This is a genomic window from Izhakiella australiensis, assembly GCF_002006995.1.
Classification (GTDB): Bacteria; Pseudomonadota; Gammaproteobacteria; order Enterobacterales; family Enterobacteriaceae; genus Izhakiella; species Izhakiella australiensis.
The window spans coordinates 221,223-246,308 of sequence record NZ_MRUL01000002.1 but is presented as its reverse complement, the minus strand read 5'-3'; the positions used below and the strand labels follow the sequence as shown (position 1 = coordinate 246,308).

The 25,086-nt window shown below is 55.1% G+C and carries 24 protein-coding genes and 1 pseudogene; 10 read left to right on the top strand and 15 right to left on the bottom strand.

All coding sequences use genetic code 11. The features are described 5' to 3' along the window. Window positions 1-134 precede the first annotated feature (134 nt). Window positions 135-1,313, bottom strand: a complete 1,179-nt coding sequence (gene punC / locus BTJ39_RS04480; RefSeq protein WP_078001479.1) for a purine nucleoside transporter PunC — start codon at window positions 1,311-1,313, stop codon at window positions 135-137. Between the two features lie 107 nt (window positions 1,314-1,420). Between punC and punR the strand changes: the two genes are divergently transcribed. Next, window positions 1,421-2,326: a DNA-binding transcriptional activator PunR gene (punR, locus tag BTJ39_RS04475; protein WP_078001478.1), complete on the top strand. Its 906-nt coding sequence runs from the start codon at window positions 1,421-1,423 to the stop codon at window positions 2,324-2,326. Window positions 2,327-2,340: 14 nt separating this feature from the next. On the opposite strand, the gene purR is transcribed toward punR, so the two are convergent. Next, complete coding sequence (purR, locus tag BTJ39_RS04470; protein ID WP_078001477.1) at window positions 2,341-3,366, bottom strand: HTH-type transcriptional repressor PurR; 1,026 nt, start codon at window positions 3,364-3,366, stop codon at window positions 2,341-2,343. Window positions 3,367-3,648: 282 nt separating this feature from the next. On the opposite strand from purR, the gene cydH reads away from it, so the two are divergent. After that, window positions 3,649-3,738 (top strand): cytochrome bd-I oxidase subunit CydH, encoded by a 90-nt coding sequence (gene cydH, locus BTJ39_RS24280; RefSeq protein ID WP_096777681.1) that lies wholly within the window; start codon window positions 3,649-3,651, stop codon window positions 3,736-3,738. 101 nt (window positions 3,739-3,839) lie between these two features. Here the strand turns inward: cydH and BTJ39_RS04465 are convergent, their stop codons facing one another. Continuing rightward, window positions 3,840-4,136, bottom strand: coding sequence for a YciI family protein (locus BTJ39_RS04465; protein WP_078001476.1), 297 nt, complete (start codon window positions 4,134-4,136; stop codon window positions 3,840-3,842). A gap of 188 nt (window positions 4,137-4,324) precedes the next feature. Between BTJ39_RS04465 and BTJ39_RS04460 the strand changes: the two genes are divergently transcribed. Next, on the top strand, window positions 4,325-5,077 hold the full coding sequence (locus tag BTJ39_RS04460) for an energy transducer TonB (RefSeq protein WP_078001475.1): 753 nt from the start codon (window positions 4,325-4,327) through the stop codon (window positions 5,075-5,077). 36 nt (window positions 5,078-5,113) lie between these two features. Here the strand turns inward: BTJ39_RS04460 and yciA are convergent, their stop codons facing one another. From yciA to BTJ39_RS04445, 3 genes are all read right to left on the bottom strand, one after another. Further along, window positions 5,114-5,545 carry an acyl-CoA thioester hydrolase YciA gene (gene yciA, locus BTJ39_RS04455; protein WP_078001474.1) on the bottom strand — a complete coding sequence of 144 codons (432 nt, stop codon included), beginning with the start codon at window positions 5,543-5,545 and terminating at the stop codon, window positions 5,114-5,116. 46 nt (window positions 5,546-5,591) lie between these two features. Then, window positions 5,592-6,134, bottom strand: coding sequence for a septation protein A (locus BTJ39_RS04450; protein WP_078001473.1), 543 nt, complete (start codon window positions 6,132-6,134; stop codon window positions 5,592-5,594). A gap of 70 nt (window positions 6,135-6,204) precedes the next feature. After that, window positions 6,205-6,951 carry a YciC family protein gene (locus BTJ39_RS04445; RefSeq protein ID WP_078001472.1) on the bottom strand — a complete coding sequence of 249 codons (747 nt, stop codon included), beginning with the start codon at window positions 6,949-6,951 and terminating at the stop codon, window positions 6,205-6,207. 359 nt (window positions 6,952-7,310) lie between these two features. Between BTJ39_RS04445 and ompW the strand changes: the two genes are divergently transcribed. After that, window positions 7,311-7,943, top strand: a complete 633-nt coding sequence (ompW, locus tag BTJ39_RS04440; RefSeq protein WP_078001470.1) for an outer membrane protein OmpW — start codon at window positions 7,311-7,313, stop codon at window positions 7,941-7,943. Between the two features lie 72 nt (window positions 7,944-8,015). On the opposite strand, the gene BTJ39_RS04435 is transcribed toward ompW, so the two are convergent. From BTJ39_RS04435 to BTJ39_RS04405, 6 genes and pseudogenes are all read right to left on the bottom strand, one after another. Further along, window positions 8,016-8,333 (bottom strand): BON domain-containing protein, encoded by a 318-nt coding sequence (locus BTJ39_RS04435; RefSeq protein WP_078001469.1) that lies wholly within the window; start codon window positions 8,331-8,333, stop codon window positions 8,016-8,018. A 137-nt stretch (window positions 8,334-8,470) separates the two neighbouring features. After that, window positions 8,471-9,274: a tryptophan synthase subunit alpha gene (gene trpA, locus BTJ39_RS04430; protein ID WP_078001468.1), complete on the bottom strand. Its 804-nt coding sequence runs from the start codon at window positions 9,272-9,274 to the stop codon at window positions 8,471-8,473. Then, entirely contained in the window at window positions 9,274-10,464 is a 1,191-nt protein-coding gene (gene trpB, locus BTJ39_RS04425; protein WP_078001467.1) for a tryptophan synthase subunit beta, read from the bottom strand. The genes trpA and trpB overlap by 1 nt, the downstream gene beginning before the upstream one ends. Before the next feature lie 57 nt (window positions 10,465-10,521). After that, window positions 10,522-11,883: a bifunctional indole-3-glycerol-phosphate synthase TrpC/phosphoribosylanthranilate isomerase TrpF gene (gene trpCF / locus BTJ39_RS04420; protein ID WP_078001466.1), complete on the bottom strand. Its 1,362-nt coding sequence runs from the start codon at window positions 11,881-11,883 to the stop codon at window positions 10,522-10,524. Window positions 11,884-11,885: 2 nt separating this feature from the next. After that, a pseudogene (gene trpD / locus BTJ39_RS25090) lies at window positions 11,886-13,491 on the bottom strand (bifunctional anthranilate synthase glutamate amidotransferase component TrpG/anthranilate phosphoribosyltransferase TrpD). Next, window positions 13,491-15,053, bottom strand: a complete 1,563-nt coding sequence (locus BTJ39_RS04405; protein WP_078001463.1) for an anthranilate synthase component 1 — start codon at window positions 15,051-15,053, stop codon at window positions 13,491-13,493. Before BTJ39_RS04405 ends, trpD begins: the two are co-directional and overlap by 1 nt. A gap of 279 nt (window positions 15,054-15,332) precedes the next feature. Here BTJ39_RS04405 and rnm point away from each other — a divergent pair, with 279 nt between their 5' ends. The 3 genes from rnm (at window position 15,333) to rluB (ending at window position 17,896) form a co-directional block, all read left to right on the top strand. Then, window positions 15,333-16,226 (top strand): RNase RNM, encoded by an 894-nt coding sequence (gene rnm / locus BTJ39_RS04400; protein WP_078001462.1) that lies wholly within the window; start codon window positions 15,333-15,335, stop codon window positions 16,224-16,226. Further along, window positions 16,223-16,843 carry an L-threonylcarbamoyladenylate synthase gene (locus BTJ39_RS04395; protein WP_078001461.1) on the top strand — a complete coding sequence of 207 codons (621 nt, stop codon included), beginning with the start codon at window positions 16,223-16,225 and terminating at the stop codon, window positions 16,841-16,843. Before rnm ends, BTJ39_RS04395 begins: the two co-directional genes overlap by 4 nt. Window positions 16,844-17,005: 162 nt before the next feature. Next, window positions 17,006-17,896, top strand: coding sequence for a 23S rRNA pseudouridine(2605) synthase RluB (rluB, locus tag BTJ39_RS04390; RefSeq protein WP_078001460.1), 891 nt, complete (start codon window positions 17,006-17,008; stop codon window positions 17,894-17,896). Window positions 17,897-17,984: 88 nt separating this feature from the next. Here rluB and cobO read toward each other — a convergent pair whose 3' ends face one another. Together cobO and BTJ39_RS04380 are read right to left on the bottom strand one after the other, a co-directional pair. After that, window positions 17,985-18,575 carry a cob(I)yrinic acid a,c-diamide adenosyltransferase gene (gene cobO, locus BTJ39_RS04385; protein ID WP_078001459.1) on the bottom strand — a complete coding sequence of 197 codons (591 nt, stop codon included), beginning with the start codon at window positions 18,573-18,575 and terminating at the stop codon, window positions 17,985-17,987. Then, window positions 18,575-19,336 carry a YciK family oxidoreductase gene (locus BTJ39_RS04380; RefSeq protein WP_078001458.1) on the bottom strand — a complete coding sequence of 254 codons (762 nt, stop codon included), beginning with the start codon at window positions 19,334-19,336 and terminating at the stop codon, window positions 18,575-18,577. Before BTJ39_RS04380 ends, cobO begins: the two co-directional genes overlap by 1 nt. A gap of 221 nt (window positions 19,337-19,557) precedes the next feature. Between BTJ39_RS04380 and sohB the strand changes: the two genes are divergently transcribed. Beyond that, complete coding sequence (sohB, locus tag BTJ39_RS04375; RefSeq protein ID WP_078001457.1) at window positions 19,558-20,604, top strand: protease SohB; 1,047 nt, start codon at window positions 19,558-19,560, stop codon at window positions 20,602-20,604. Window positions 20,605-20,642: 38 nt separating this feature from the next. Here the strand turns inward: sohB and BTJ39_RS04370 are convergent, their stop codons facing one another. Then, complete coding sequence (locus tag BTJ39_RS04370; protein WP_078001456.1) at window positions 20,643-20,900, bottom strand: DUF2498 family protein; 258 nt, start codon at window positions 20,898-20,900, stop codon at window positions 20,643-20,645. Window positions 20,901-21,305: 405 nt separating this feature from the next. Between BTJ39_RS04370 and topA the strand changes: the two genes are divergently transcribed. Together topA and cysB are read left to right on the top strand one after the other, a co-directional pair. After that, window positions 21,306-23,894: a type I DNA topoisomerase gene (gene topA, locus BTJ39_RS04365; protein WP_078001455.1), complete on the top strand. Its 2,589-nt coding sequence runs from the start codon at window positions 21,306-21,308 to the stop codon at window positions 23,892-23,894. Between the two features lie 177 nt (window positions 23,895-24,071). After that, window positions 24,072-25,046, top strand: a complete 975-nt coding sequence (gene cysB / locus BTJ39_RS04360) for an HTH-type transcriptional regulator CysB (protein ID WP_078001454.1) — start codon at window positions 24,072-24,074, stop codon at window positions 25,044-25,046. Window positions 25,047-25,086 lie beyond the last annotated feature (40 nt).

The window sequence follows — 25,086 nt, the reverse complement described above, 5'->3', positions numbered from 1 at the left end:
AATCTTTTTGACAGCCCTGTCAGTAAAAGTCTTACCAGATTGTTATTTTGATACCGCAAGGAGTATATGCTCACGTGCGGCAATGTTCAACGCTTTATTGTTAGCTTGCTAACTAATTAGCATATCGTGCTATCTTAACTGTTTCGACTGTGCCGGTTACCGATTCGCTCCCTGCCTGTGCGCTGAAGCACAAATCCAATAATAGACAGTAAAACTGTCATTAGCATGACAATTGTTGTGGTCAGCGTTACCGCATTGATAAATGAGGAAACTATCAGACTGGCAACGGAACATAATCCGAGCTGCAGCATATTTTGCAGCGCCGCCGCTTTACCCGTTGCCTGAGGCCAGGGCAGCAGGGCGCCTGAAACCGCGATAGGGTAAATAGCCCCGTTCGCCAAGGCCATGCCGCAGAATGGAACCAGAAGAGAGACCAGCGTAGGCGCCTGCAGACCGCAGATAAACAGCGCGATCACGCTGACGGCATAAAAAGTTAACAGCCATGGCAGCAGCCGGCTTGCTTGTACATGGTTCAGCAGCGCACGCGCGCCGAATCCGCCGGCCAGAAACGCGATTGTCTGTGGAACGTAGCTCAGGCCGATGTCGACCGGTTTCAGCCCCAGCCCGGCCAGAATAGACGGCGAACCCGTCAGCCAGGCAAAAAAGCTGGCAGAGCAGGCCGCATAGATAAGCACGTTGCCGCTGTAGACCGGTGAACTTAGCAGGTGCCAGTAGCCCACCGGCTCTTCTTGTTTACTCCGTGGCCGGGGCGCTCGGAGCTTCAGCGTCACCAGCAGCAAACCGACGGCTATTAACATTAATACGATAAAAATCGCCTGCCATTCGAGATGATTCAGCAGCCAGGCGCCGACCAGCGGCGCCAGCGCCGGGGAGAGGGCGACCAGCGGCATAATAGTGGCAAATATGCGCTTTGCCTGCTGCCCCTTATAGCGATCAACAACCAGTGCCTGCCAGCTAACGGTGGCGGCACAGACGCCAAATGCCTGTAAAAAGCGTAAAACCAACAGTTGCCAGGCGCTGTTGACCCAGATAATGGCTAAACACGACAGCGCGAAAATAGTCAGGCCGCTGATAAGAACCGGGCGGCGTCCCAGCCGGTCCGAAAGCGAGCCCCAGAAACCCTGGCCCAAAGCAAAACCGATCAGAAAGACGGTTAATGAAGCGCTTACCGCTCCCGCTGTGGTTTGCAAACCAAGTTCTATCGCCCCAAAGGCAGGCAGATACATATCGGTAGCCAGAAAACCCAGCATGCTTAATAGTGCGAGATAAACTAAAAAACCCAAATTTTGCATAGCGTATAAAAGCTCCTTTTTATGGCGCAGGAAGTTTACTGAGCTGAACTATCAGTTGTAAAACGCTATAATTTGCGCCGTGCTATCAAAAAAATTGCAGGCAAAATATGTGGTCAGAACATGCGCTTGAAGTGGTTGATGCCGTGGCGCGCAACGGCAGTTTTAGCGCGGCGGCCGTGGAATTACATCGCGTGCCGTCTGCCGTAAGCTATACCGTCCGTCAGCTTGAAAGCTGGCTTGGCGTGGCGCTTTTTGAACGACGTCACCGTGATGTGGTGCTGACGCCCGCCGGAAAGGTTTTTAGCGAAGAGGGGCGTTCTGTTATCAAAAAAATGCACGACACGCGCCGTCGCTGCCAGCAGGTAGCGAAAGGGTGGCACGGCGAGTTAACCATTGCCATTGACCGTATCGTAAAGCCCGGTCGAACGCGGCAGCTGGTGCGTGACTTTTACCGTCATTTTCCGGATATGGAGCTACATATTACCCTTGAGGTGTTTAACGGCGTATGGGATGCGCTAGCTGACGGGCGAGTTGAAGTGGCTATTGGCGCAACGCAGGCGGTGCCGGTAGGAGGCCAGTTTGCCTTTCGCGATATGGGGCGATTGAACTGGCGCTGCCTGGCCAGCGCAAGCCATCCGCTGGCCGATGTCAGCCAGCCATTGAGTGAGGAGAGGATCCGCAGCTGGCCTTCGCTGGTCATTGAAGATACTGCACGCACGCTGCCGCGTCGTACAACCTGGACGCTCGATCACCAGCAAAGACGCGTGGTGCCGGACTGGGATACGGCGTTTAGCTGTCTTGAAGCGGGTCTGGGCATTGGAATGGTGCCAGGGCATCTGGCGCGTCCCTGGCTGGAGCGTGGGACGCTGAGTGAATTGCGCCTTGAAACGCCGCTTCCTGACAGCCCGTGCTGCGTCAGCTGGCGTCAGGCAAACGGGTCACCGGCGCTGCCCTGGCTACTGGCGTATCTTGGCGAACCCGATACGCTAAATGCTGAATGGTTGCAGGAATAGCGGCTGGATATTGCTTAACGACGGTAATCGCGAAAAGGGCCATCGGCCACCGAACGCCGCTCAATCAGGTGTGGATGCACTTCAATTGTCTGCGGCTCTTCGCGCTTATTGAGGATGCGGTCAAGCAGCATATCCAGTGCGGTTTCACCCAGACGCTCTTTCGGCTGATGTACGGTAGTCAATGCCGGCGTAAAATAACGCGCGTTGCGCACATTATCGTAGCCGATCACCGAAATATCCTGCGGGACGCGCAGGCCCATTTCATCAGCAGCGCAGATAGCGCCCATCGCCATGATATCGCCGCCGCAGAATACCGCCGTGGGGCGCTGCTTACGCGACAAAATCTGCTGCATTGCCCGGTAGCCGGACTCCGGTTCAAAATCGCCCTGAACGACCCACTCTTCGTGCAGCGTGATATTGGCTTCCTGTAACGCTTTGAGAAAACCCGCATGGCGTCCGCCGCCGGTATTGCGTTCCATCTGCCCCGGAATAGCGCCAATATCGCGATGACCGCGCTCGATCAGATAGCGACCAACCATGTAGCCGCCGCTAAATGCGTTATCCTGGACGGTATCGGTAAAATCGCCGCGGGACTCGCCCCAGTCCATCACCACCATTGGAATATTGCGGTATTCTTCAAGCATCTCGATCAGACTGTCGGGATATTCCGAGCACATGACCAGCAGGCCATCGACGCGCTTTTGCGCCATCATCGCCAGATAAGCCTGCTGTTTTTGTAATTCATTATGTGCATTTCCCAGTATCAGGGTGTAACCCCGGGCGAAACAGCGATTCTCAACGGCCTGAATGATTTCGGCAAAATAGGGCGCTTCGGTGGCAGTGGCGAGCAAACCGATGGTTCTGGTGTGGTTGACTTTGAGGCTGCGCGCAACGGCGCTGGGGGAGTAGTGCAGGGCTTTAATCGCCTGCCATACGGCTTCACGGGTCTCTTCAGCGACGAAACGCGTTTTGTTGATGACGTGGGAAACCGTGGTTGTTGAAACCCCTGCCTGCTTTGCCACATCTTTAATTGTTGCCATGAACGGATGACTCCTGGCTGCATCCTTCCGGGATAAGCCTTCTTGTTAATCGTTTGCTTAAAAGTTACAGACATCAAAGCGCCAAAAGTAACAGTTTTCATCGGTGATGTCGCGACCAGAAAGGGACGGGCGCATTTGTTTTGGCTTAATGATGGCAATATCGTTGTTGCGCAACCAGGAAACGGATTTTAACAAGCCTCCCGGCAGAAGACGAGATTTTTACCCGCGTTTATGCGAAAATTGGCGCTGCAGTAATATAGAGCGTTTTCCAAGGAGAAAAAAATGACAACCGATATGAAAATGGCGTTACTGACTACAGTTTGCGCATTGGCAATGATTGTGGCTTTTGGCCTGACCGCGGCAATGCATTAATCTGCAACGCGCTGACGAAAATGGGGCCAGCTGGCCCCATTTTGTTGTCATTGATCGGCGTTTCTCTTGCGGTGATAGCCCGTTATTATCCCGACGCCCGGTCAGAACACCCGCTTAAAAGGCCGCACGGTCACTTCCCGATATACGCCTGCGGCGATATAAGGATCGGCATCAGCCCATGCTTTCGCCTGCTCCAGTGAATGGAACTCGGCAATGATGGCTGAGCCGCTGAAGCCGGCAACGCCCGGATCGTTACTGTCAACTGCGGGCATCGGCCCGGCGACAATTAAACGCCCTTCATCCTGCAGAAGCTGTAAGCGTGCAAGGTGAGCAGGTCGCACGGCGGTGCGTTTTTCGAGTGAATCAGCGTTATCTTCAGCAAAAATGACATAAAGCACAGGCAGAACTCCTGACAGAGAAATAGCATTGACGTCGGTAAGCTTTTGCTAAAGGTAGTGCAATTTGTAGTGCAAGAAAACCGTAACATAAATTAAGCGCACAAAAAGTGGAACAATCGCGGGTTGTTATTGAAACTGATTGCTATTTGCATTTAAAATCGTGGCTTCATTAAACGACAGTATGAATTATGACGACGTTGACCTCTTCTGAATTTCCCAGCCGCTCGCCGATCGCCATGCTGGTTTCATTACTGATGCATGGCGCGGTGGTGGCAGCGATGCTGTACGCTTCATATCACCACGTCCGGCAGAAGCCCAACGCGTCTCAGCCCATTAGCGTGACAATGGTGGCGCCGGAAATCCAGCCTCAGCCGGAGCCAGCCGCCGCGCCGCCGCCAGAGCCGGAACCGCAGCCAGAACCGGAGCCGCCTAAGCCGGTGCCTGAGCCGCCGAAGCCCGAGCCGGTGCCTGTTCCAAAGCCGGAGCCGAAACCGCAGCCAAAACCAAAGCCAAAACCGGTGAAAAAAGAAGTGGTGAAGCCGAAGAAAACGCCGGCGAAACCGCAGGAGCCGCGTCCGGCGAATCCTTTTGAGGAGAACCAGAACAGCCCGCGACCAACCAAGCCTTCAACCGCGCCGAAAGCCAATCCTTCGCCGGTTAAGTCGGTTTCCACCGGTCCCCAGGCGCTAAGCACCGGTAAGCCTATGTATCCCCCGCGTGCCTATGCACTGCGTATTGAGGGGAGCGTGCGGGTTGCGTTTGATGTGAACAGTGAGGGGCGGGTGGAAAATATTCGTATCCTTTCTGCTAAGCCGCAAAATATGTTTGAGCGGGAAGTGAAGCAGGCGATGCGCAAATGGCGCTATCAGCCAGGCAAGCCTGGGCAGAATGTCACGATGACGATTAATTTCCGCTTTGACGGCGGCATCAACCTCAATTAAAACCCTGTACCCGCGTCGTATTGACGCGGGTATGATTTAACCTTTGCCTTCATCCAGTGAGAAGTGACTTCTGCCTTCCGGCAACGCGCGCGGTTTCCCTTCACTATCGACTGCAACGTAGATAAATACCGCCTCGGTCGTACAGTAACGCTGACCAATGGGTTCGGAGGATACTTTCTTTATCCATACCTCAACGTTAATCGTCATAGAGCTTGAGCCGGTACGGATGCAGCGGGCGTGGCAGCAGACAACGTCGCCAACCGCGACCGGCTTCAGGAAGGTCATGCCGTCGACGCGAACCGTTACAACGCGCCCGCCAGCGATCTCCTTTGCCAGGATGGCGCCGCCCATATCCATCTGAGACATCAGCCAGCCGCCAAAAATATCCCCGTTGGCGTTGGTATCAGCTGGCATCGCCAACGTGCGCAGCACCATTTCGCCTTGCGGCACCTTTTTTTCTTCACTCATCTGCTTGCTTCCAGTATCGAATGTTTCCGCTCAGCGCGTCGGAGCGTTATTTTTCTTGTTCTTGCTGCGGCATCAGCCGGTAAATATAAACGCCGCTCACCAGGGTAAATAGCAGCGTCAGGCCGGTCAGGCCGAAAACTTTGAAGTCAACCCAAACTGACTGCGGCAGCCAGAAAGCAACGTAGATGTTGAGCAGTCCGCAGGCAAAGAAAAATAGCGCCCAGGCCACGTTCAGCCGCCGCCACGCGCGATCCGGCAGCTTTAATTCTTTGCCGAGCATGGTTTCAATCAGCGGCTTATGCATCACGAACTGGCTGACCAGAAGGGCGACGCTGAACAGGGTATAGATGACGGTGACCTTCCATTTCAGGAACTCATCGTTATGGAAAATAATGGTCAGCAGGCCGAATACCACCACGATGGCGAACGTGACCAGCGTCATTTTTTCAATTTTACGATACAAAAACCAGCTCACTGCCAGCGCGACTGCGGTAGCGGCAACCAGCGCGCCGGTGGCGATAAAAATGTCGTACATTTTATAAAAAACGAAAAACACCACCAGCGGGAGAAAATCAAGTAACTGCTTCATAGGCTCTCAGATACCAGAACAGGACGGGCATGGATAAGTAGCGATGGCGTGAGGCACGCCATCAGGAACATTAACGTAATAGCATATACAGGCGACAAAGATAAATTATCAGCAGCGCCGAGATGAGATTGCTGACACCGTTAGCGACTACGCTGAGCAGTGTGTAGTAATTCTCCGCCAGCTCGGGCAGAAGCCGGGTTATCACCAGCAGTAATAGCATTTTAGCCAGCAGCCAGAACAACACCGCCGGCGTAACCAGACGCATATTGTGCCATGCCAGGTTCACGCTTTGTCGTATTGACGCAAATATCCCGTGCTGACCGGCGCCGAGTATCACGGGCGCCAGCGACAGCAGAACCGCCAGAATAACGCCCGGCACCACGACAAAAAGAAAGCCGAGCTGAATGACCAGCGTCATCAGAAACGACAGGATCAGCAGGCGTGGCAGCAGCGGTGCCGACAGGCCGATAGCGCGCAGGGCGCTGGTGCGCTGACCGGCGGAAACCAGCGGAATAAGGGTAAGCATGCCGCCCATCAACAGGGTATTGCCCACCAGTGAAGCCAGCGTGCCGGCAAAAGAGGCTCGCAGCAGGATACGCTGCTGTTCAGGAGAGAGATTACGCACCATATCCATCAGGTTGGTGCTGGAAAAACCATTCTGAGGTAATTGTGACAGCTGATCTGCGCCTGGCGTAAGCGCATGGCCGATCATCACGCTGATAAATGCTGTAAGCAGCGCCATCAGAAAAATTGTTACCAGCTGGTGGCGAAAAAAATTCCCCGAGTCACGGTATAACGAACTTGCCGTGATTGACATGTACTCTCCTTAAAAACCAGATCCACTAATGCGGCGATTGTACATGGTCTGATTAGCGACTGGCACCCTGTCTTACATAACTTTCACTAACAAAGGCTGCTTTGGCAGCAAAAAACGAGGTAAGGCCCTATTTATCCGGGCGCCTTTGAACATTGTCGCCGCGCATCGTTGCTCACTAAATGTTCGCCTGCCCGAATGAAGTAACTTGATTTCAATCAAATGACGTTTTATTTCGCAAAGCGAAAAAATTGATCCAAGCCTTAGATTGCGCTGCGTCAATGAAATCAGCCGTCAGCCAGGCGGTAATGCGCTGACGAAAACTGACAATGACGTAACAAATATCTATAAAGGAGTGGTAAATGAAACTAAAAGCAGCAGCACTGGCAGTTTGTATGTTACTTCCGGCTGTCGCTTCTGCCCACCAGGCGGGAGACTTCTTCATACGAGCCGGTAGCGCAACCGTGCGGCCAACTGGCGGCTCTGATGATGTCCTCGGACTGGGCGAGTTCAACGTCAGCAATAATACCCAGCTGGGACTGACGTTTACCTATATGGCCACGGATAATATCGGTATCGAGCTACTGGGCGCCACGCCGTTTCGCCATCGCATCGGCACGCCGGCTACCGGTGACATTGCCACGGTAAAACAGCTGCCGCCGTCGCTGGTGCTGCAATGGTACTTCAGCGGGCTGGGTAAATTTAACCCGTACATCGGCGCCGGGGTTAACTACACCCGTTTTTACCAGGAACGCTTTAACGAAACCGGGCGCAATGCCGGGCTGAGCGATCTGCACGCCAAGGATTCATGGGGCTTTGCCGGCGTTGCCGGTCTGGACTATCAGCTGACCGATAACTGGATGCTCAACGCCTCGGTCTGGTATATGGATATCGACACCGACGTCAGCTTCCGCGCGAACGGCGTCAAGCAGGACAGCATTCATACCAATATTAACCCGGTGGTTTTCTTCTTCGGTGCCGGCTACAAGTTCTAATCGCTGCAATAAAAAAGCCAGCGCAGGGCGCTTTCCTGACGCTGGCCATCACATTTTCTTTGCTGTCGCCTGCTAGCGAATCTGCATATTGTTAATCACGGATTTCACGCCGTTAACCCCACGCGCGACTGAAACGGCACGCGCCGCCATCTGCGGAGATGAGACGAAACCGCTCAGCTGCACCCGGCCTTTAAAAGTCTCAACGCTGATTTGATTGGCGTGTTTTAGCGCTTCATCCCCCAGCAGCTGACTTTTAACCTTGGTGGTAATTACCGTATCATCGATATAGCCACCGGTACCTTCTTTATGCTCTGTCGGTGCGCACGCGCTTAGCGTCAGCGCCACCATTACTGCGGCAAACAATCCACCCAGCCATTTAGCCCATTTCATTTATGCTCTCCCTGTAAATCAAAACGGTCACAGCGACAGTGCTGCGCGCTAAGTGTAGCCGCAGAAAAAATAAGTGCCATTGGCAGGAGATATTTGCTTGAAGCGCGCCTTATCCTGAAGGGTAAGGCGCTGTCAGATTAGCGGGTTGCGGCTTTCATCTGGCGGGTGAAATCGCGCAGCGCGCTTAGCATTTCCGCCGGGTGGGCGTGATGTTTTTCGATCAGTTTCACCGTCGCTGAACCCGCAATGGCGCCGGCGGCGCCGGAGGCGATAACGTTACGCACCTGGGATGGTTCAGAGATGCCGAAGCCCTGAATGGCCGGCGCGGCGTTATATTCGCGCAGTTTGCTCACCAGCGCGCTGAGTGACTTCTCCGCACGATTTTCGGTTCCGGTAACCCCGGCGCGCGATTGCAGGTAGATATAGCCGCGACCGTGGGACGCCAGCTCACGCAGCAGGTCATCGCTGGCGTTTGGCGGACACATGAAGATGGGCGCAATATTGTGGCGCATCGCCGACTGACGGAAGTCTGCAGATTCCTCCAGCGGCACGTCGCCAATTAGCACGGAGTCTACGCCGACCTGCTGACAGCGAGCGTAAAAGCTATCGATGCCGTTGTGAAATACCAGATTGGCGTACATTAACAAGCCGATGGGTATCTCCGGATATTTCTGCCGGATTGCGGCTAGCAGTTCGAAACAGATTTGCGGGTTAGTGCCGGCGGCAAAGGCCCGCAGGTTACCGCCCTGAATCGTTGGGCCATCTGCTAACGGATCGGAAAACGGGATGCCCAGCTCAAGAGCATCTGCGCCGCCGTCGATCAGCGCGTCGATTATCTGTAGTGAAAGCTCAGGCGTGGGATCGCCCAGCGAAACAAACGGCACGAAAGCGCCTTCTTTTTTTGACGCCAGTTGGTTAAACAGTTGCTGATAACGCTCCATCAGATCTCTCCCCTGGCTTTCAGAATGTCGTGAACGGTAAAAATATCTTTGTCGCCGCGCCCGGAAAGGTTAACCACCAGCAGCTGCTCTTTTTGCGGATTTTCCTGCATCATTTTCAGCGCATAAGCCAGCGCGTGCGAAGATTCCAGCGCCGGAATAATCCCTTCGCTGCGACACAGGGTCTTAAAGGCATCCAGCGCTTCATCATCGGTAATCGAGACGTATTCCGCGCGTCCGGTGCTATTCAGATGTGCATGCTGCGGCCCGACGGAGGGGAAATCCAGCCCGGCGGAGATGGAGTACGACTCTTCAATCTGTCCATCTTCGGTCTGCATCATCGGCGCTTTCATACCAAAGTAAATGCCGACGCGGCCATGCTTTAACGGCGCGCCATGTTCGCCGGTTTCAATACCGTGTCCGGCCGGTTCAACGCCAATCAGGCCGACGCTGGCGTCATCAATAAAGTCGGCGAACATGCCGATGGCGTTTGAGCCTCCCCCCACACAGGCCAGCACGGCATCCGGCAGGCGGCCTTCGGCTTCGAGGATTTGCGCCTTGGTTTCTTCACCGATCATGCGCTGAAACTCACGGACGATAGTGGGATACGGATGTGGCCCTGCGGCGGTACCAAGCATGTAATGGGCGGTTTCATAGCTACCGGACCAGTCGCGCAGTGCTTCGTTACAGGCATCTTTCAGCGTTGAGGAGCCGCTGTGTACCGGAATGACTTCAGCACCCATCAGAAGCATGCGAAATACATTAGGCGACTGCCGTTCAATATCTTTGGCGCCCATATAGATGCGGCACTTCAACCCCAAAAGCGCGCTGGCGAGGGCTGAGGCGACGCCGTGCTGACCGGCGCCGGTCTCGGCGATAATCTCCGTTTTCCCCATGCGTTTAGCCAGCAGCGCCTGACCAAGTACCTGGTTAGTCTTGTGGGCGCCGCCGTGCAGCAGATCTTCACGCTTCAGATAGAGTCGGGTGGCGGTCCCTCTGGTCAGATTATCGCAGCGGGTCAGCGCCGTAGGGCGGCCGGCATAGTTTTTTAGCAGACTGGTGAACTGGGCCTGGAACTCAGGATCGCGCTGGGCGCTGACAAAGGCTTCTTCTAACTGTTGCAGCGCCGGCATCAGGATCTGCGGAACAAACATGCCGCCAAATTCACCAAAATAGGGATTAAGTAATGTCATTCAAGCTTCCTCTGTAAAATCCGGCAGGGGGCGCCAGGAGGTATCCGCCCCGACCGGTTAATAGGCTCGCAGTGTCTGAAAAACAGCGGCGATCTTTGCCGCGTCTTTATGTCCTGGCGCGCGCTCGACGCCGCTGTTGAAATCCAGTCCGGCGCAGCCCAACTGGGCCGCCTGAACGCAGTTATCGGCGCCAAGGCCGCCAGCCAGCATCACCTGCGACAAATCTTGTCCGGCAAGTAACGACCAGTCGAAACGCTGACCGCTGCCGCCCTGACCGTTATCCAGCAGGTAGCGGTCTACGTGCTGTAAGTTCATGGCGGGCAGGGTGTCGCCGACGCTAAGCGCTTTCCAGATTTTTGTCGTTGCCGGCAGCGCCTGGCGCAGCTGGTTAATGAAGGCCTGATTTTCAGCGCCGTGCAGCTGCACCGCATATAAGTCAAGGTGCCGGGCTTTGGTGACAATGTCACTTATTTCGGCATCGCGAAATACGCCGACGTACTTTAACGCTGCGGATTCGATAATGCTGTGGGCCTGACTTTCATCAATCTGCCGGGGTGAACCCGCGACAAAAATCAGGCCGCCATAGATGGCGCCCGCGTGGCGGGCTGCCTGCGCATCTTGCGGGCGGCTCAGACCGCAAATCTTGTTATCGCCCAGCAAAACGCGACGAACGGCAGCGGCCAAATCCTGTTCTTCCATCAGCGCCGAACCGATTAAAAAGCCGTTGGCGTAGCGACTCAGCTCGCGGATCTGGCCGTAATTGCTGATACCTGACTCGCTGATGACCGTCACGCCGCTCGCCAGACGCGGCGCAAGGCTGCGGGTGCGATTGAGATCGATAGAAAGGTCGCGCAGATCGCGGTTATTTATTCCGACCACTTTGGCTTGCAATGCGTTCGCCCGCGTTAGCTCTTCCTCGTTGCTGACTTCCGTCAGGACGCCCATTTTCAGACTGTGCGCCACGGCAGCCAGCTGCCGGTACGGTTCGTCATCCAGCACTGACAGCATCAGCAGAACCGCATCTGCCTGATGCAGGCGCGCCAGATAAATCTGGTACGGGTCGATGATAAAGTCTTTGCATAGCACCGGCTGATGCACCGCTGCGCTTACCAGCGGCAGAAAGTCAAAGCTGCCCTGAAAGTACTTTTCATCGGTCAGCACCGAAATAGCCGAGGCGTGTTCTTTATAAATCCCGGCGATAAGCGCCGGGTCAAAATCATCCCGGATAACGCCTTTGGAAGGGGATGCTTTTTTGCACTCAAGAATAAAGGCGGTGCGATTGCCGCGTAGCGCGTCATAAAAGCTGCGCGTCGAGGCGACAACGTCATTCTGAAAGCTGGCCAGCGGCTGGCTGCTTTTGCGCGCTTCAACCCAGACGGCTTTATCGCGAACAATTTGATTTAATACGGTTTCCTGCATGATTATCCTCTGGCTGCCAGGGCGACAACACGCTGATAGGCCTGTCCGCTACGGATGGTTTCCAGCGCCTGCTGAGCATTTGAACGCAAATCTTCATGGCCGAATATTTTAAGCAGTAATGCGACGTTAGCGGCAACGGCCTCTTCATGGGCGCGATCGCCCTTACCCTGGAGCAAACGGGTAAGAATGTCACGGTTTTCTTCCGGCGTCCCGCCAGCCAGCGCCTCTTTCGGGTAGGCGTTCAGACCGAAATCCTGCGGCGTGAGCTGGTAGCTGGTGATCTCTCCGTCGCGCAGCTCGGCAATATGGGTTGCTGCATGCAGCGCGACCTCATCCATACCGCCGCCGTGGACGACTGCCGCACGCTGATAGCCAAGCATTTTCAGCGTCTGCGCTATCGGCTGCACCAGCTCCGGGCTGTAGACACCGATCACTGCCAACGGCGGGCGGGCGGGGTTAATCAACGGCCCCAGCACGTTGAACAGGGTACGGGTTTTCAGCTGCTGGCGTACCGGCATCGCATGGCGAAAGCCGCTGTGGTACTGCGGCGCAAACAGGAAGCAGACGTTAAGATCGTCCAGCGCCTGGCGCGCCTGCTCTGCGGGCAGGTCGAGGCTGATGCCAAACGCCGCCAGCAGGTCGGATGAACCGGACTTACTGGAAACGCTGCGATTACCGTGTTTAGCCACTTTCAGGCCGCAGCTGGCGGCAACGAACGCGCTGGCGGTTGAAATATTAATGCTGTTGCTGCCGTCGCCACCGGTACCAACGATATCGGCGAAGGCGTAAGCTGGGCGCGGGAAGGGACGGGCATCTTCCAGCAGCGCCGTGGCGGCGCCGGCGATCTCTTCAGGACGTTCGCCGCGAACCTTCATGGCGATTAAGGCTGCCGCCAGCTGAGTCGGTTCGAGCTGGCCGGTAATAATCGACGAAAACAGCTGATGGCTCTCAGTCTGGCTCAGGAACTGCCCCTGATAAACTTTTTCCAGAATGCTATTCATTTGATAATTCCTTCTTCTGGTGCGCGCATCAGGCCAGCGCCCAGGCCAGAGTCTGCTCAAGTAAACGGGCGCCCTGAGTGGTCAGTATCGACTCAGGATGAAACTGGAAGCCGCATACGCGGTCGACTTCGTGGCGAACCGCCATCACCATGCCGTTGTAGGTCGCATTAACGATCAGCTCGTCCGGCGTATTGCTGCCGACCAGCGAATGATAGCGGGCAACCGGTAGCGGATTGCTGAGCCCGGCAAACATGGCCTGGCCATCATGGGTTATCGCCGAAGCCTTACCGTGCAGGATTTCGCCCGCCTGGCCGACATGGCCGCCATAGGCCTCAACGATGGCCTGATGACCGAGGCAGATGCCAATAATCGGCAGGCGACCGCGCTGCTGGCGCAGCAACGCTGGCATGCAGCCAGCCTGTGAAGGCGTGCCTGGGCCGGGAGATAGCATCAGCACCGGCTTCTCCATGGTTTTCAGTCGCTCGGTCAGAATGTCGACCGGGACGCTATTACGGTAAACCACCACCTGATGGCCAAAAGCACGCAGCTGGTCGACCAGGTTGTAAGTAAACGAGTCGATGTTATCGAGCAGTAAAATCTCAGCCATCAGAACATCTCCTTGCAGTGATGGGCGGTGGCGATGGCGCGCAGCACGGCGCGCGCCTTATTTCTTGATTCGTCGGCTTCCGCCTGCGGATTGGAGTCAAGCACCACGCCCGCGCCGGCTTGCACATAGGCGACGCTATCTTCAACATAGGCTGAGCGGATGACGATGCAGGTATCAAGATCGCCGTGAGCGGTAAAGTAACCAACGGCGCCGCCGTATGCGCCGCGGCGGCTTTTCTCCGCGCCGGCGATGAGCTGCATCGCCCGTACTTTCGGGGCGCCGCTCAGGGTACCCATATTCATGCAGGCGCGGTAAGCGTGCAGCACGTCGAGGTCGGCGCGCAGCTCGCCGACCACCCGTGAAACCAGATGCATAATGAAGGAGTAGCGATCGACTTTGGTCAGGTCAGCCACATAGCGGCTGCCGGCCACGCAGATACGCGCCAGATCGTTGCGCGCCAGGTCAACCAGCATCAGATGTTCGGCCAGCTCTTTATGATCGGTGCGCATTTCCAGCTCAATACGGCTGTCGAGATCGCGATCGAGAGAGCCATCCGGGAAGCGTCCGCGCGGACGCGATCCGGCAATAGGGTAAATTTCAATTTGCCGGCTGACGGCATCATATTTCAGTGAGCTTTCCGGTGAGGCGCCAAACAGCGTAAAGTCGCGGTCCTGCATGAAAAACATGTACGGGCTGGGATTACTCTTTTTCAGGACATCATAGGCAGCCAGCGGCGACGGACAGGGGAGTGAAAAACGCCGTGAAGGCACGACCTGAAAAATTTCGCCGATGCGAATTGCCTGCTGCATATCACGCACGATATTGCAGTAAGTTTCGTCACTCTGATTGCAGTTCAGCGTCATATTCTCTACCTGCATGGCCGTCAGCGGGCGGGCAGGCTGCGTCATCTGACTGCGCAACTGTTCAATGCGGGTTTGCAAACGCAGAAATTCGGTTGGCTCTTGTTCAAACAGGCTGGCTTGCAGACGTGCTTGCTGTTTCTGGTGGTCGATCACCAGTAAGGTTTCTGCCAGGTAGAAACAGTAGTCCGGGCAGCGCTGGTCACTCTCTAACCGGGGCAGGTCTTCAAATCCCGCGACCAGATCATAGGCAAACAGGCCGCCAAGAAACATGGCTTCCCGTTCATCCTGCGGAGCGCTAACCAGCGCCGGGATCAGGCGCAGGGCATCAAACACCGACAGTGACTTCAGCCGCGTGTCTTCATCGAGATCGGCGGCGAACTGAGGAAAAGTCAGCGTGCGGCCATCGGGATGGATACCGTTTTCGACTTCTTTCGGCAGCGCGGCGTCAAGCAGCGCTAACAGCGCACCGCCGTTAGCTGAAAGCGCCTTAATCGTCACCTGATTGCCAAGCGCGGTGATGCGCAGGGCGCTATCTACAATCAGCAGGCTTTTAAGATTATGCTTGCTGTCTATATCAGCAGATTCAAGCAGTAGCGAAGCCGGGCGGGCGCCGCAAAGCTGATTAAATACGTTAGCGGCATCTTCACGGTAAGGTGCCTCACTGGTAATCAGTTTGAGCGCTGGTTTAACATTCGGCATAAAATATTCCCAACAATCAGGTAAAAAAAAACCCGCTTAAGCGGGCTCAGGTATCGGCATCATCCGGTTAACGGGTATGTGACGACTCGGCCCTCAAATGAGCGCTGCGCCACCAACCAGTATATGCATTTATTAATGCTGTCATGATATCGCTACCTTATTCTGAACTTACGTACTAGTAAACTAGTTCATGCGTGGAATGTCAAGCAGCTTTTTCATCTTTGTTTAAACGGCGTATGATGCGCGCTGGTTTATTGTTTCGGAACCTTATCGACGGTTATGAGCATACTTAACAGCTTCCCGCTATACGATCTACATAGCCATTCCCAGGCCTCCGATGGCGTACTTACGCCGGCGGAACTGGTTGCCAGGGCGGTACAAATGCGGGTAGGGGTGCTGGCGTTAACCGACCACGATACCGTCGCCGGTATTGCGCCGGCGCAGCAGGCAATTGCGCAGCAAGGGTTGCCGCTCCATCTGCTGCCCGGCGTTGAAATATCGACCCTGTGGGAAAACCATGAAATCCATATCGTTGGTCTTGGCATCGATCCCAGGGCCGCCGCCATGGAGACGCTGTTGCAGCAGCAGTCTGCTCGCAGGCTAAGTCGGGCGGAGATGATTGCCAGCCGGCTCGAAAAAGCGAATATTCCCGGTGCGCTGCAGGGCGCGATGGCGCTGGCTGCCGGTGGCGCCATCACCCGCGGGCATTTTGCGCGCTTTCTTATCGAACAGGGTAAGGCGACTAATATGGCGCAGGTGTTTAAGAACTACCTGGCGCGGGGAAAAACCGGCTACGTACCGCCGCAGTGGTGTACAATTAAACAAGCCATTGATGCTATTCATCATTCTGCTGGAAAAGCGGTGCTGGCGCATCCGGGACGTTATAATCTTTCCGCTAAATGGCTGAAGCGGCTAATGCTCCATTTTAAGCAGGAAGGGGGCGACGCAATGGAGGTCGCGCAGTGTCAGCAGGCACCGACGGAGCGAAGCCAGCTGGCGCAATATGCCCGCGATTATGAGTTGGCTGCGTCTCAGGGCTCCGATTTTCATCAGCCCTGCGCCTGGATTGAATTGGGCAAAAAACTTTGGCTGCCCGGCGGCGTTGAGGCCATATGGATAAAATATCCAGAATTACAGCCTCAGGCCGGGTTAGTCACTCAGGAGGAATCATGAGTCAATTTTTTCATATACACCCGGAAAATCCCCAGCCCCGACTGATCAAGCAGGCGGTGGAAATCATCAATAAAGGCGGCGTGATTGTCTATCCAACCGATTCCGGTTATGCCTTAGGCTGCCGGCTGGAAGAGAAAGGCGCCATGGAGCGGATTTGTCGTATCCGTCAGTTTGAAGGTAACCACAACTTTACCCTGATCTGCCGCGACCTTTCTGAGCTTTCCAGCTACGCCCAGGTTGATAACAGCGCGTTCCGGCTGATTAAAAACAACACCCCCGGCAACTACACCTTTATTTTGAAGGCCACCAAAGAGGTGCCGCGGCGACTGATGAATGACAAGCGAAAAACCATCGGTCTGCGCGTGCCTTCCAATCCAGTTGCGCTGGCGCTGCTGGCGCAGATAAACGAACCCATTATGTCAACCTCGCTGATCCTGCCCGGTAACGATTTTACCGAATCCGATCCCGATGAAATTTATGACAAACTGGGTAATCTGGTCGAACTGGTCATTCATGGTGGCTCCCTCGGGCAGCAGCCAACCACGGTGGTTGATCTGACGGACGACGTGCCGGTGGTGGTACGTGAAGGGGCGGGCAGCGTTAAGCCATTTTTATAATCAGCACGGGCGATGATAGCGCGCAGCTATTTATTACCAATCGAAGTTAAGTTCGGGTAGAATGCCCGGCCTTTGTCTACTGCCAGCAGCGGTTTTCCACTGTCTGCTGGTGGTGTTAAATAATGATACTGATGCCTGTGAAGGCGACAGCGAGGTCGCGAAATGAGCGAAAAGTTACAAAAAGTTTTAGCCCGCGCCGGTCACGGCTCGCGTCGTGAAATTGAAACGATGATCGCCGCCGGTCGGGTCAGCATTGATGGCAAGCTGGCTACCCTTGGCGATCGCGTTGAAGCGGATAAAAGCCTGAAAATTCGTATTGATGGTCACCTGGTCAACGTCACCGAAAGCGAAAGTGAAATTTGCCGGGTGCTTGCCTATTACAAGCCCGAGGGCGAGCTTTGTACCCGCAGCGATCCGGACGGACGCCCGACGGTGTTTGATCGCCTGCCGCGTCTGCGCGGTGCGCGCTGGATTGCCGTGGGCCGCCTTGACGTTAATACCTGCGGCTTAATGCTGTTTACCACCGATGGTGAGCTGGCTAATCGCCTGATGCACCCCAGCCGGGAGGTTGAGCGCGAGTATGCGGTGAGGGTTTTCGGTCAGATTGATGATGAGAAAATCCGCCAGCTGAGCCGCGGTGTGCAGTTAGAAGACGGTCCTGCCGCCTTTAAAACGCTGAAATACACCGGCGGGGAAGGCATGAACCAGTGGTATAACGTCACCCTTACCGAAGGCCGCAATCGTGAGGTTCGTCGGCTGTGGGAAGCGGTGGGCGTGCAGGTAAGTCGCCTGCTGCGCGTGCGCTACGGTGATATTCCGCTGCCAAAAGGATTGCCGCGCGGCGGCTGGACTGAGCTGGATCTGCCGCCGGTCAATTATCTGCGTGAGATGGTGGGCTTGCCAGCGGAAACCACAAGTCGCGTACCTGTGGAGAAAGACCGCCGCCGCACCAAGGCAAACCAGATCCGCCGTGCGGTAAAGCGTCATACCACCAAAGGCGCAACTTCCGGGCGGGCAGGTCAGGGACGCCGGCCGTCGACGCGCCGGGGCTAGCGACTGCCTGATAGGGGCAGCGCTGGCAAATAAAGGGTTGCGGGAGCGTGATAGCAATCAGAAACGGGCTCGGCAGCGCCCGTTTTTATTACCAGTCGATACCTTCCTGCGCCTGAATACCGGCGTCGAAAGCGTGCTTCACCGGGCGCATTTCCGTAACGGTATCCGCCAGTTCCAGCAGATCGCGATGGCATCCACGGCCGGTAATAATCACGCTTTGATGGTCAGGACGCGACTTCAGCGCCGCTATTACGTCGGCCAGCGGCAGATAGTCAAAGCTCAGCATATAGGTTAATTCGTCAAGAATAACCAGATCGAGCGCCGGATCGGCCAGCATACGGGTGGCATGTTGCCATACCGCAAGGCAGGCATCGGTATCCGTTTGACGACTCTGGGTTTCCCAGGTAAATCCGGTCGCCATTACCTGAAACTCAACGCCCTGTGGTTCGAGCAGGTTGCGTTCGCCGTTAGGCCATTCCCCTTTGATAAACTGGATCACACCCACCTGGCGGCCATGGCCAACCGCGCGACAGGCGGTGCCGAAGGCTGCGGTCGTTTTACCTTTGCCGTTGCCGGTAAATACCAGCAGGATGCCGCGCTTTTCACTGGCGGCGGCAATGCGAGCATCAACCTGCTCTTTTAGCCGCTGCTGGCGCTGCTGATGACGGTCCTGAGCCATTATTCTGCGGCTCCGGGCTTACGTCCCGGCTGGGCATCAAAGCTGATACCGGTTTTGCGCCGGCTGTCATCGCCCATCAAGTAGAGATAGAGCGGCATGATATCGGCCGGGGTTTTGAGCCTGGCGGCATCTTCATCGGGAAAGGCGTTGGCGCGCATTTTGGTTCGGGTTCCGCCGGGATTAATACAGTTCACCCGCACATTCTGGCTGCGATACTCTTCCGCCAGCACCTGCATCATTCCTTCCGTAGCAAATTTAGATACCGCGTAAGCGCCCCAGGCGGAGCGCCCCTGGCGGCCAACGCTGGAGGTGGTGAAAACCAGCGAACCGGCATCCGATTTTAGCAGCAGCGGCAGCAGCGCCTGGGTAAGGAAAAAGGTGTTATCAACGTTGATGCGCATCACCTGCTGCCAGACCTCCGGCGCCTGGTCGATCATCGGCACAATATCGCCGAGCACGCCAGCGTTGTGCAATACGCCATCCAGACGCGGAATGCGTTGCGCTATTTCGTGAGCCAGCATCTGACAGTCTCCGGCGCTGGTGGTATCCAAATCCAGCTTCCAGTAATGAACCTGCCCGTTGCCTGCCAGGCGAACCGCCTCAGCGGCGCGCTTGAGTTTATCCTCGTTACGTCCGAGCAGCACCAGCTCCGCGCCATAGCGCGCGTAGGTCAGCGCCGCTTCGGCGCCGATACCGTCGGTAGCGCCGGTAACCAGAATAATACGGTTTTGCAGAAGGTCCTGTTTAGGTTGGTAATGCACGTTAACAATCCTCGCTGGCGTGTTGGCCCCGTGTCGTTGTGGCCCCTGTCCTGATAAATAACCTGATGAATAACAAGCTTTATGCCCGAAAAAAAGCGCCAGTTCAATCGCGCAGACGCGTAATTTGTGCGCCGGTCAGGTTAAACAGGCGACGTGTTACCATAACCCGGTTAAACTGATTGCCACCTGAATGGAATGTTATATTTTGTAAGGCGGAATCTGTGGAGTTACTTTCTTATTATGGTCTCTTTCTCGCGAAAACGGTGACGGTGGTTATCGCCATCGCCGCGGTGATTGTGATTATTGCCAATGTAGCGCTGCGTAAACGCGGAGAATCCGGCCAGCTTAAGCTGACTAATCTCGGTGAACGTTACCACAGCATGAAAGAGGATATGCAGCTGGGGCGCATGAAACATCACCAGCAGAAACTCTGGCATAAAGCGCAAAAGAAAAAAGACAAGCAGGAAGCGAAAGACGAAAAAAAACGCGCCAGGCTTGGCGACGAGGCGAGCAGCAAGCCGGTGCTGTACGTTATTGACTTTAAAGGCAGCATGGATGCCGGTGAGGTTGCCTCGCTGCGTGAGGAGGTCTCGGCGGTGCTGGCCGTCGCCAGCGAGCAGGATGAGGTGCTGGTACGGCTGGAAAGCCCCGGCGGCGTGGTTCATGGCTACGGACTTGCCGCGTCACAGCTGCAGCGACTGCGTGAAAAGGGCATCCGCCTGACCGTTGCGGTGGATAAGGTTGCCGCCAGCGGCGGTTACATGATGGCCTGCGTGGCGGACAACATTGTTGCGGCGCCATTTTCAATCATCGGTTCAATCGGCGTCGTGGCGCAAATTCCTAACTTCAACCGCCTGCTTAAACGTAACGATATAGATATCGAACTTCATACCGCGGGCCAGTATAAGCGTACCCTGACGCTGCTGGGCGAAAATACCGATGAAGGCCGTGAGAAATTTCGTGAGGATCTGAATGAAACCCATCTGTTGTTTAAACAGTTTGTTCATCAGATGCGCCCATCGCTTGATATCGAACAGGTGGCGACCGGGGAACACTGGTACGGCACTCAGGCGCGGGAAAAAGGGCTGGTCGACGCGATTAACACCAGTGACGATATTATTATCAGCCATCTGGAGCGCTTTGAGGTGATCGCGGTGCGCTTCAGTCGGCGGAAAAAAATGATGGACCGGTTCACGCATAGCGCCAGTGCCAGCATTGAGCAGCTGCTGCTGCGTCTCTGGCAGCGCGGTAACCGACCGCTGAATTAAGCGGGCAGGGGCCGGTCAACCGGCCCTTAGCTTAGCGGTCAGGACACGTCGCTCAGGCGATACTGCGATGACAGGCTATGCGCAAGATATTTAAACAAATTAAATACAACGGTGGTTTTGCCCGACGGTAACCCTTGCTCATCCAGATAAAAATCACCGTTAAATACCAGAACGTCTCCCCGCTGTTTTACTGAATCCGCCTTTACTCCCGGCAGATAATCCTCATGTTGTTTAAGTAAATTATTGGCAATAACCAGCAATTCGTCGGCGCTAATAGGCTGTACCGATTGTGTCATGAAACCTCCTGCGTAATGCCGCCAGACCAACAGGCGAGAATAACCCGTACTCATTAAACTGAATGCTAACAGCGCTCAGGGTTGCGATCTCTGATTTTCGCCAGGTTTCTGGCGTAAATGGCCAGCGGATGCTAATTAAGTTGCGTAACAGATTTTATCAGGTAGAGTGTGGGCGTTTCGGAATTCCGGCGTAAATTCGCTGGCATGCAGGCATAGCATGCAGGAAGTTAGCCAGAAAAAAACTTACTGAATCAGTCGGTTGAAGTATGTGCATTTAAACTGCTGGGTGCAGCTAGCGTGGCTTGAAATAGAAAGTACAGGCCGTAATATAACCAGCGTGCAGTTGGCTGATTGCAGCTTACGTCTTTTCTTAAACTCGGAAGTTATCATCAGGTAAAGGTAAATATGGGTAAAGCTCTGGTAATTGTTGAGTCCCCGGCAAAGGCCAAAACAATCAATAAATATCTCGGAAAAGACTACGTGGTGAAATCCAGCGTTGGTCACATCCGGGATTTGCCGACTAGTGGTTCAACCGTTAAAAAGAGTGCTGACTCTAAAACCAGTAAAACGGGTAAGAAAGATGAGAAAAGCGCGCTGGTCCACCGTATGGGCGTCGATCCCTGGCATGAGTGGCAAGCGGATTATCAGATTCTGCCCGGTAAAGAGAAGGTTGTCTCTGAGCTGAAATCACTTGCCCAGAACGCAGACCACATCTATCTGGCAACCGACCTTGACCGCGAAGGGGAGGCTATCGCCTGGCACCTGCGGGAAGTGATCGGCGGTGATGACTCACGCTACAGCCGCGTGGTATTTAACGAAATTACTAAGAACGCCATTCGTCAGGCGTTTGAAAAGCCGACCGGTCTGAATATTGACAGGGTCAACGCGCAGCAGGCGCGCCGCTTCATGGACCGCGTGGTTGGCTATATGGTGTCGCCGCTGCTGTGGAAAAAAATCGCGCGCGGCCTGTCCGCCGGTCGCGTTCAGTCGGTGGCTGTGCGGCTGGTCGTTGAACGCGAACGCGAGATTAAAGCTTTTGTTCCGGAAGAATACTGGGAACTGGCAGCCGATCTGACCACCCCGGCAGGCAGCGACCTGCCGATGGACGTCACCCATCAGGGCGACAAAGCATTTCGTCCGGTTAACCGCGAGCAGACGCAGGCCGCCGTCAGCCTGCTGGAGAAGGCACGCTTCGTACTGAAAGATCGCGAAGATAAGCCGACCAGCAGCAAACCTTCCGCGCCTTTTATCACCTCAACGTTGCAGCAGGCGGCCAGTACGCGCCTGGGTTATGGCGTGAAGAAAACCATGATGATGGCGCAGCGCCTGTACGAAGCTGGCCACATTACCTATATGCGTACCGACTCTACTAACCTCAGCCAGGATGCGCTGAGCATGGTGCGCGATTACATTGGTAAAAGCTATGGTGATAAGTATCTGCCCGCCGCGCCCAACCAGTACGCCAGTAAAGAAAATTCGCAGGAAGCGCACGAGGCGATCCGACCGTCAGACGTTACCGTCACCGGCGACAGCCTTAAAGATATGGAAGCGGATGCGCAGAAGCTTTATCAGCTGATCTGGCGTCAGTTTGTCGCCTGTCAGATGACGCCGGCGCAGTATGATTCCACCACGCTGACCGTAGAGGCGGCAGGATTCAAACTGCGCGCCAAAGGACGTACCCTGCGGTTTGATGGCTGGACAAAAGTGATGCCGGCGCTACGTAAAGGCGATGAAGATCGCACCTTGCCAACGGTTAACGTCGGCGATGAGCTTAGCCTGCAGCAGCTGGTGCCGAGCCAGCACTTCACCAAGCCGCCGGCCCGCTTTAGCGAAGCCTCACTGGTGCGCGAGCTGGAAAAGCGTGGCATCGGTCGCCCGTCCACCTATGCCTCAATCATTTCAACCATTCAGGATCGCGGCTATGTGCGCAGCGAAAACCGCCGTTTCTATGCGGAGAAAATGGGCGAAATCGTGACCGACAGGCTGGAAGGTAATTTCCGTGAGCTGATGAACTATGACTTCACTGCCCACATGGAAGACAGCCTCGATCAGGTGGCCAATAATCAGGCGCAGTGGAAGTCGGTTCTGGATACGTTTTTCAGCGATTTCAGTCAGCAGCTGGATCAGGCGGAAAAAGATCCGCAAGACGGCGGTATGCCGCCTAACCAGATGATCCTGACGTCGATCGACTGTCCGACCTGCGGCCGTAAAATGGGGATACGCACCGCGACCACCGGGGTGTTTTTGGGCTGTTCCGGCTATGCCTTGCCGCCGAAAGAGCGCTGCAAGCAGACGATTAATCTGATTCCTGAAAATGAAGTGCTGAACGTGTTGGAAGGCGATGATGCTGAAACCAACGCGCTGCGCGCCCGTCGACGCTGCCAGAAATGCGGCACCGCAATGGACAGTTACCTGATCGATAATCAGCGTAAGCTGCACGTATGCGGTAATAACCCGGCCTGCGACGGTTACGAAATTGAACAGGGCGAGTTCCGCATTAAGGGCTATGACGGTCCGGTCGTTGAATGCGAAAAATGCGGTTCGGAAATGCATCTGAAGATGGGCCGCTTCGGTAAGTACATGGCCTGTACTAATGATGAGTGCAAAAACACCCGCAAAATTTTGCGCAACGGCGAAGTGGCCCCGCCGAAAGAAGATCCGGTTCCGCTACCGGAACTGCAGTGCGAGAAGTCGGATGCTTATTTTGTGCTGCGCGATGGCGCTGCCGGGGTTTTCCTGGCGGCCAGTACTTTTCCGAAGTCACGCGAAACGCGCGCGCCGCTGGTTGAAGAGCTGCAACGTTTTCGCGACAGGCTGCCGGAAAAGCTGAGCTATCTGGCTGACGCGCCGGCTGTTGACGGCGAAGGCAATAAAACGGTGGTGCGCTTCAGTCGTAAAACCAAACAGCAGTACGTCAGCAGTGAAAAAGAGGGCAAAGCAACCGGCTGGTCCGCTTTCTATGTTGATGGCGAGTGGCAGGTCAGTAGCAAATAATCCCGCCGGGCCAGCGTCAATGCTGGCCCTTCACTTTTCCCGGTCGCGACTATACATCTGTGACAACAATGTTATAGTGGTTATAGAAAAAGCATTTCTTATTATGTTTTTTTATAAAACTCCGTGTGGCTTTGTCGGCGCTGACGGAGCGGTGACACGCGATTGGGATAATGAACAATGAAACTGCAGCAGTTGCGTTATATCGTAGAAGTAGTCAATCACAACCTTAACGTTTCCTCTACCGCCGAAGGGTTATACACCTCGCAGCCCGGCATCAGCAAGCAGGTACGCATGCTTGAGGATGAGCTGGGTATTCAGATTTTCTCCCGCAGTGGCAAGCATCTGACCCAGGTAACCCCGGCAGGCCAGGAAATTATTCGCATCGCGCGTGAGGTGTTATCAAAGGTCGATGCGATAAAATCCGTTGCGGGTGAACATACCTGGCCTGATAAAGGCTCGTTATATGTGGCGACGACGCATACTCAGGCGCGCTACGCTTTGCCGGGCGTGATTAAAGGTTTCATCGAGCGTTATCCGCGGGTTTCGTTGCACATGCATCAGGGGTCGCCGACGCAAATCGCCGAGGCGGTCTCTAAGGGTAACGCTGACTTCGCTATCGCCACGGAAGCGCTACACCTCTACGACGATTTAATTATGCTGCCGTGTTACCACTGGAATCGCTCGGTCGTCGTGACCGCCGATCATCCGCTGGCGGACAAAAAGAAAATTTCTATACAAGAGCTGGCAGAGTTTCCGCTGGTGACTTACACCTTTGGATTTACCGGGCGTTCTGAGCTGGACACCGCTTTCAACCGTGCCGGCTTAACGCCGCATATTGTGTTTACCGCCACCGACGCCGATGTGATTAAAACCTATGTTCGTCTGGGGCTGGGAGTGGGCGTTATCGCCAGCATGGCGGTCGATCCTGTTACCGATTCCGATCTGGTGCGCATTGAGGCAACGGATATTTTCAGCTTTAGCTCAACGAAAATCGGTTTTCGCCGCAGTACCTTTCTGCGCAGCTACATGTACGATTTTATTCAGCGATTCGCACCACATCTTACCCGCGACGTGGTAGATACGGCGGTTGGACTGCGTACGAATGAGGATATTGAGGCGATGTTTAAAGATATTAAGCTGCCGGTGAAATAGGTTGGGTTAAATCACTTAAGTCAACTTTTCTTTTTCTGCT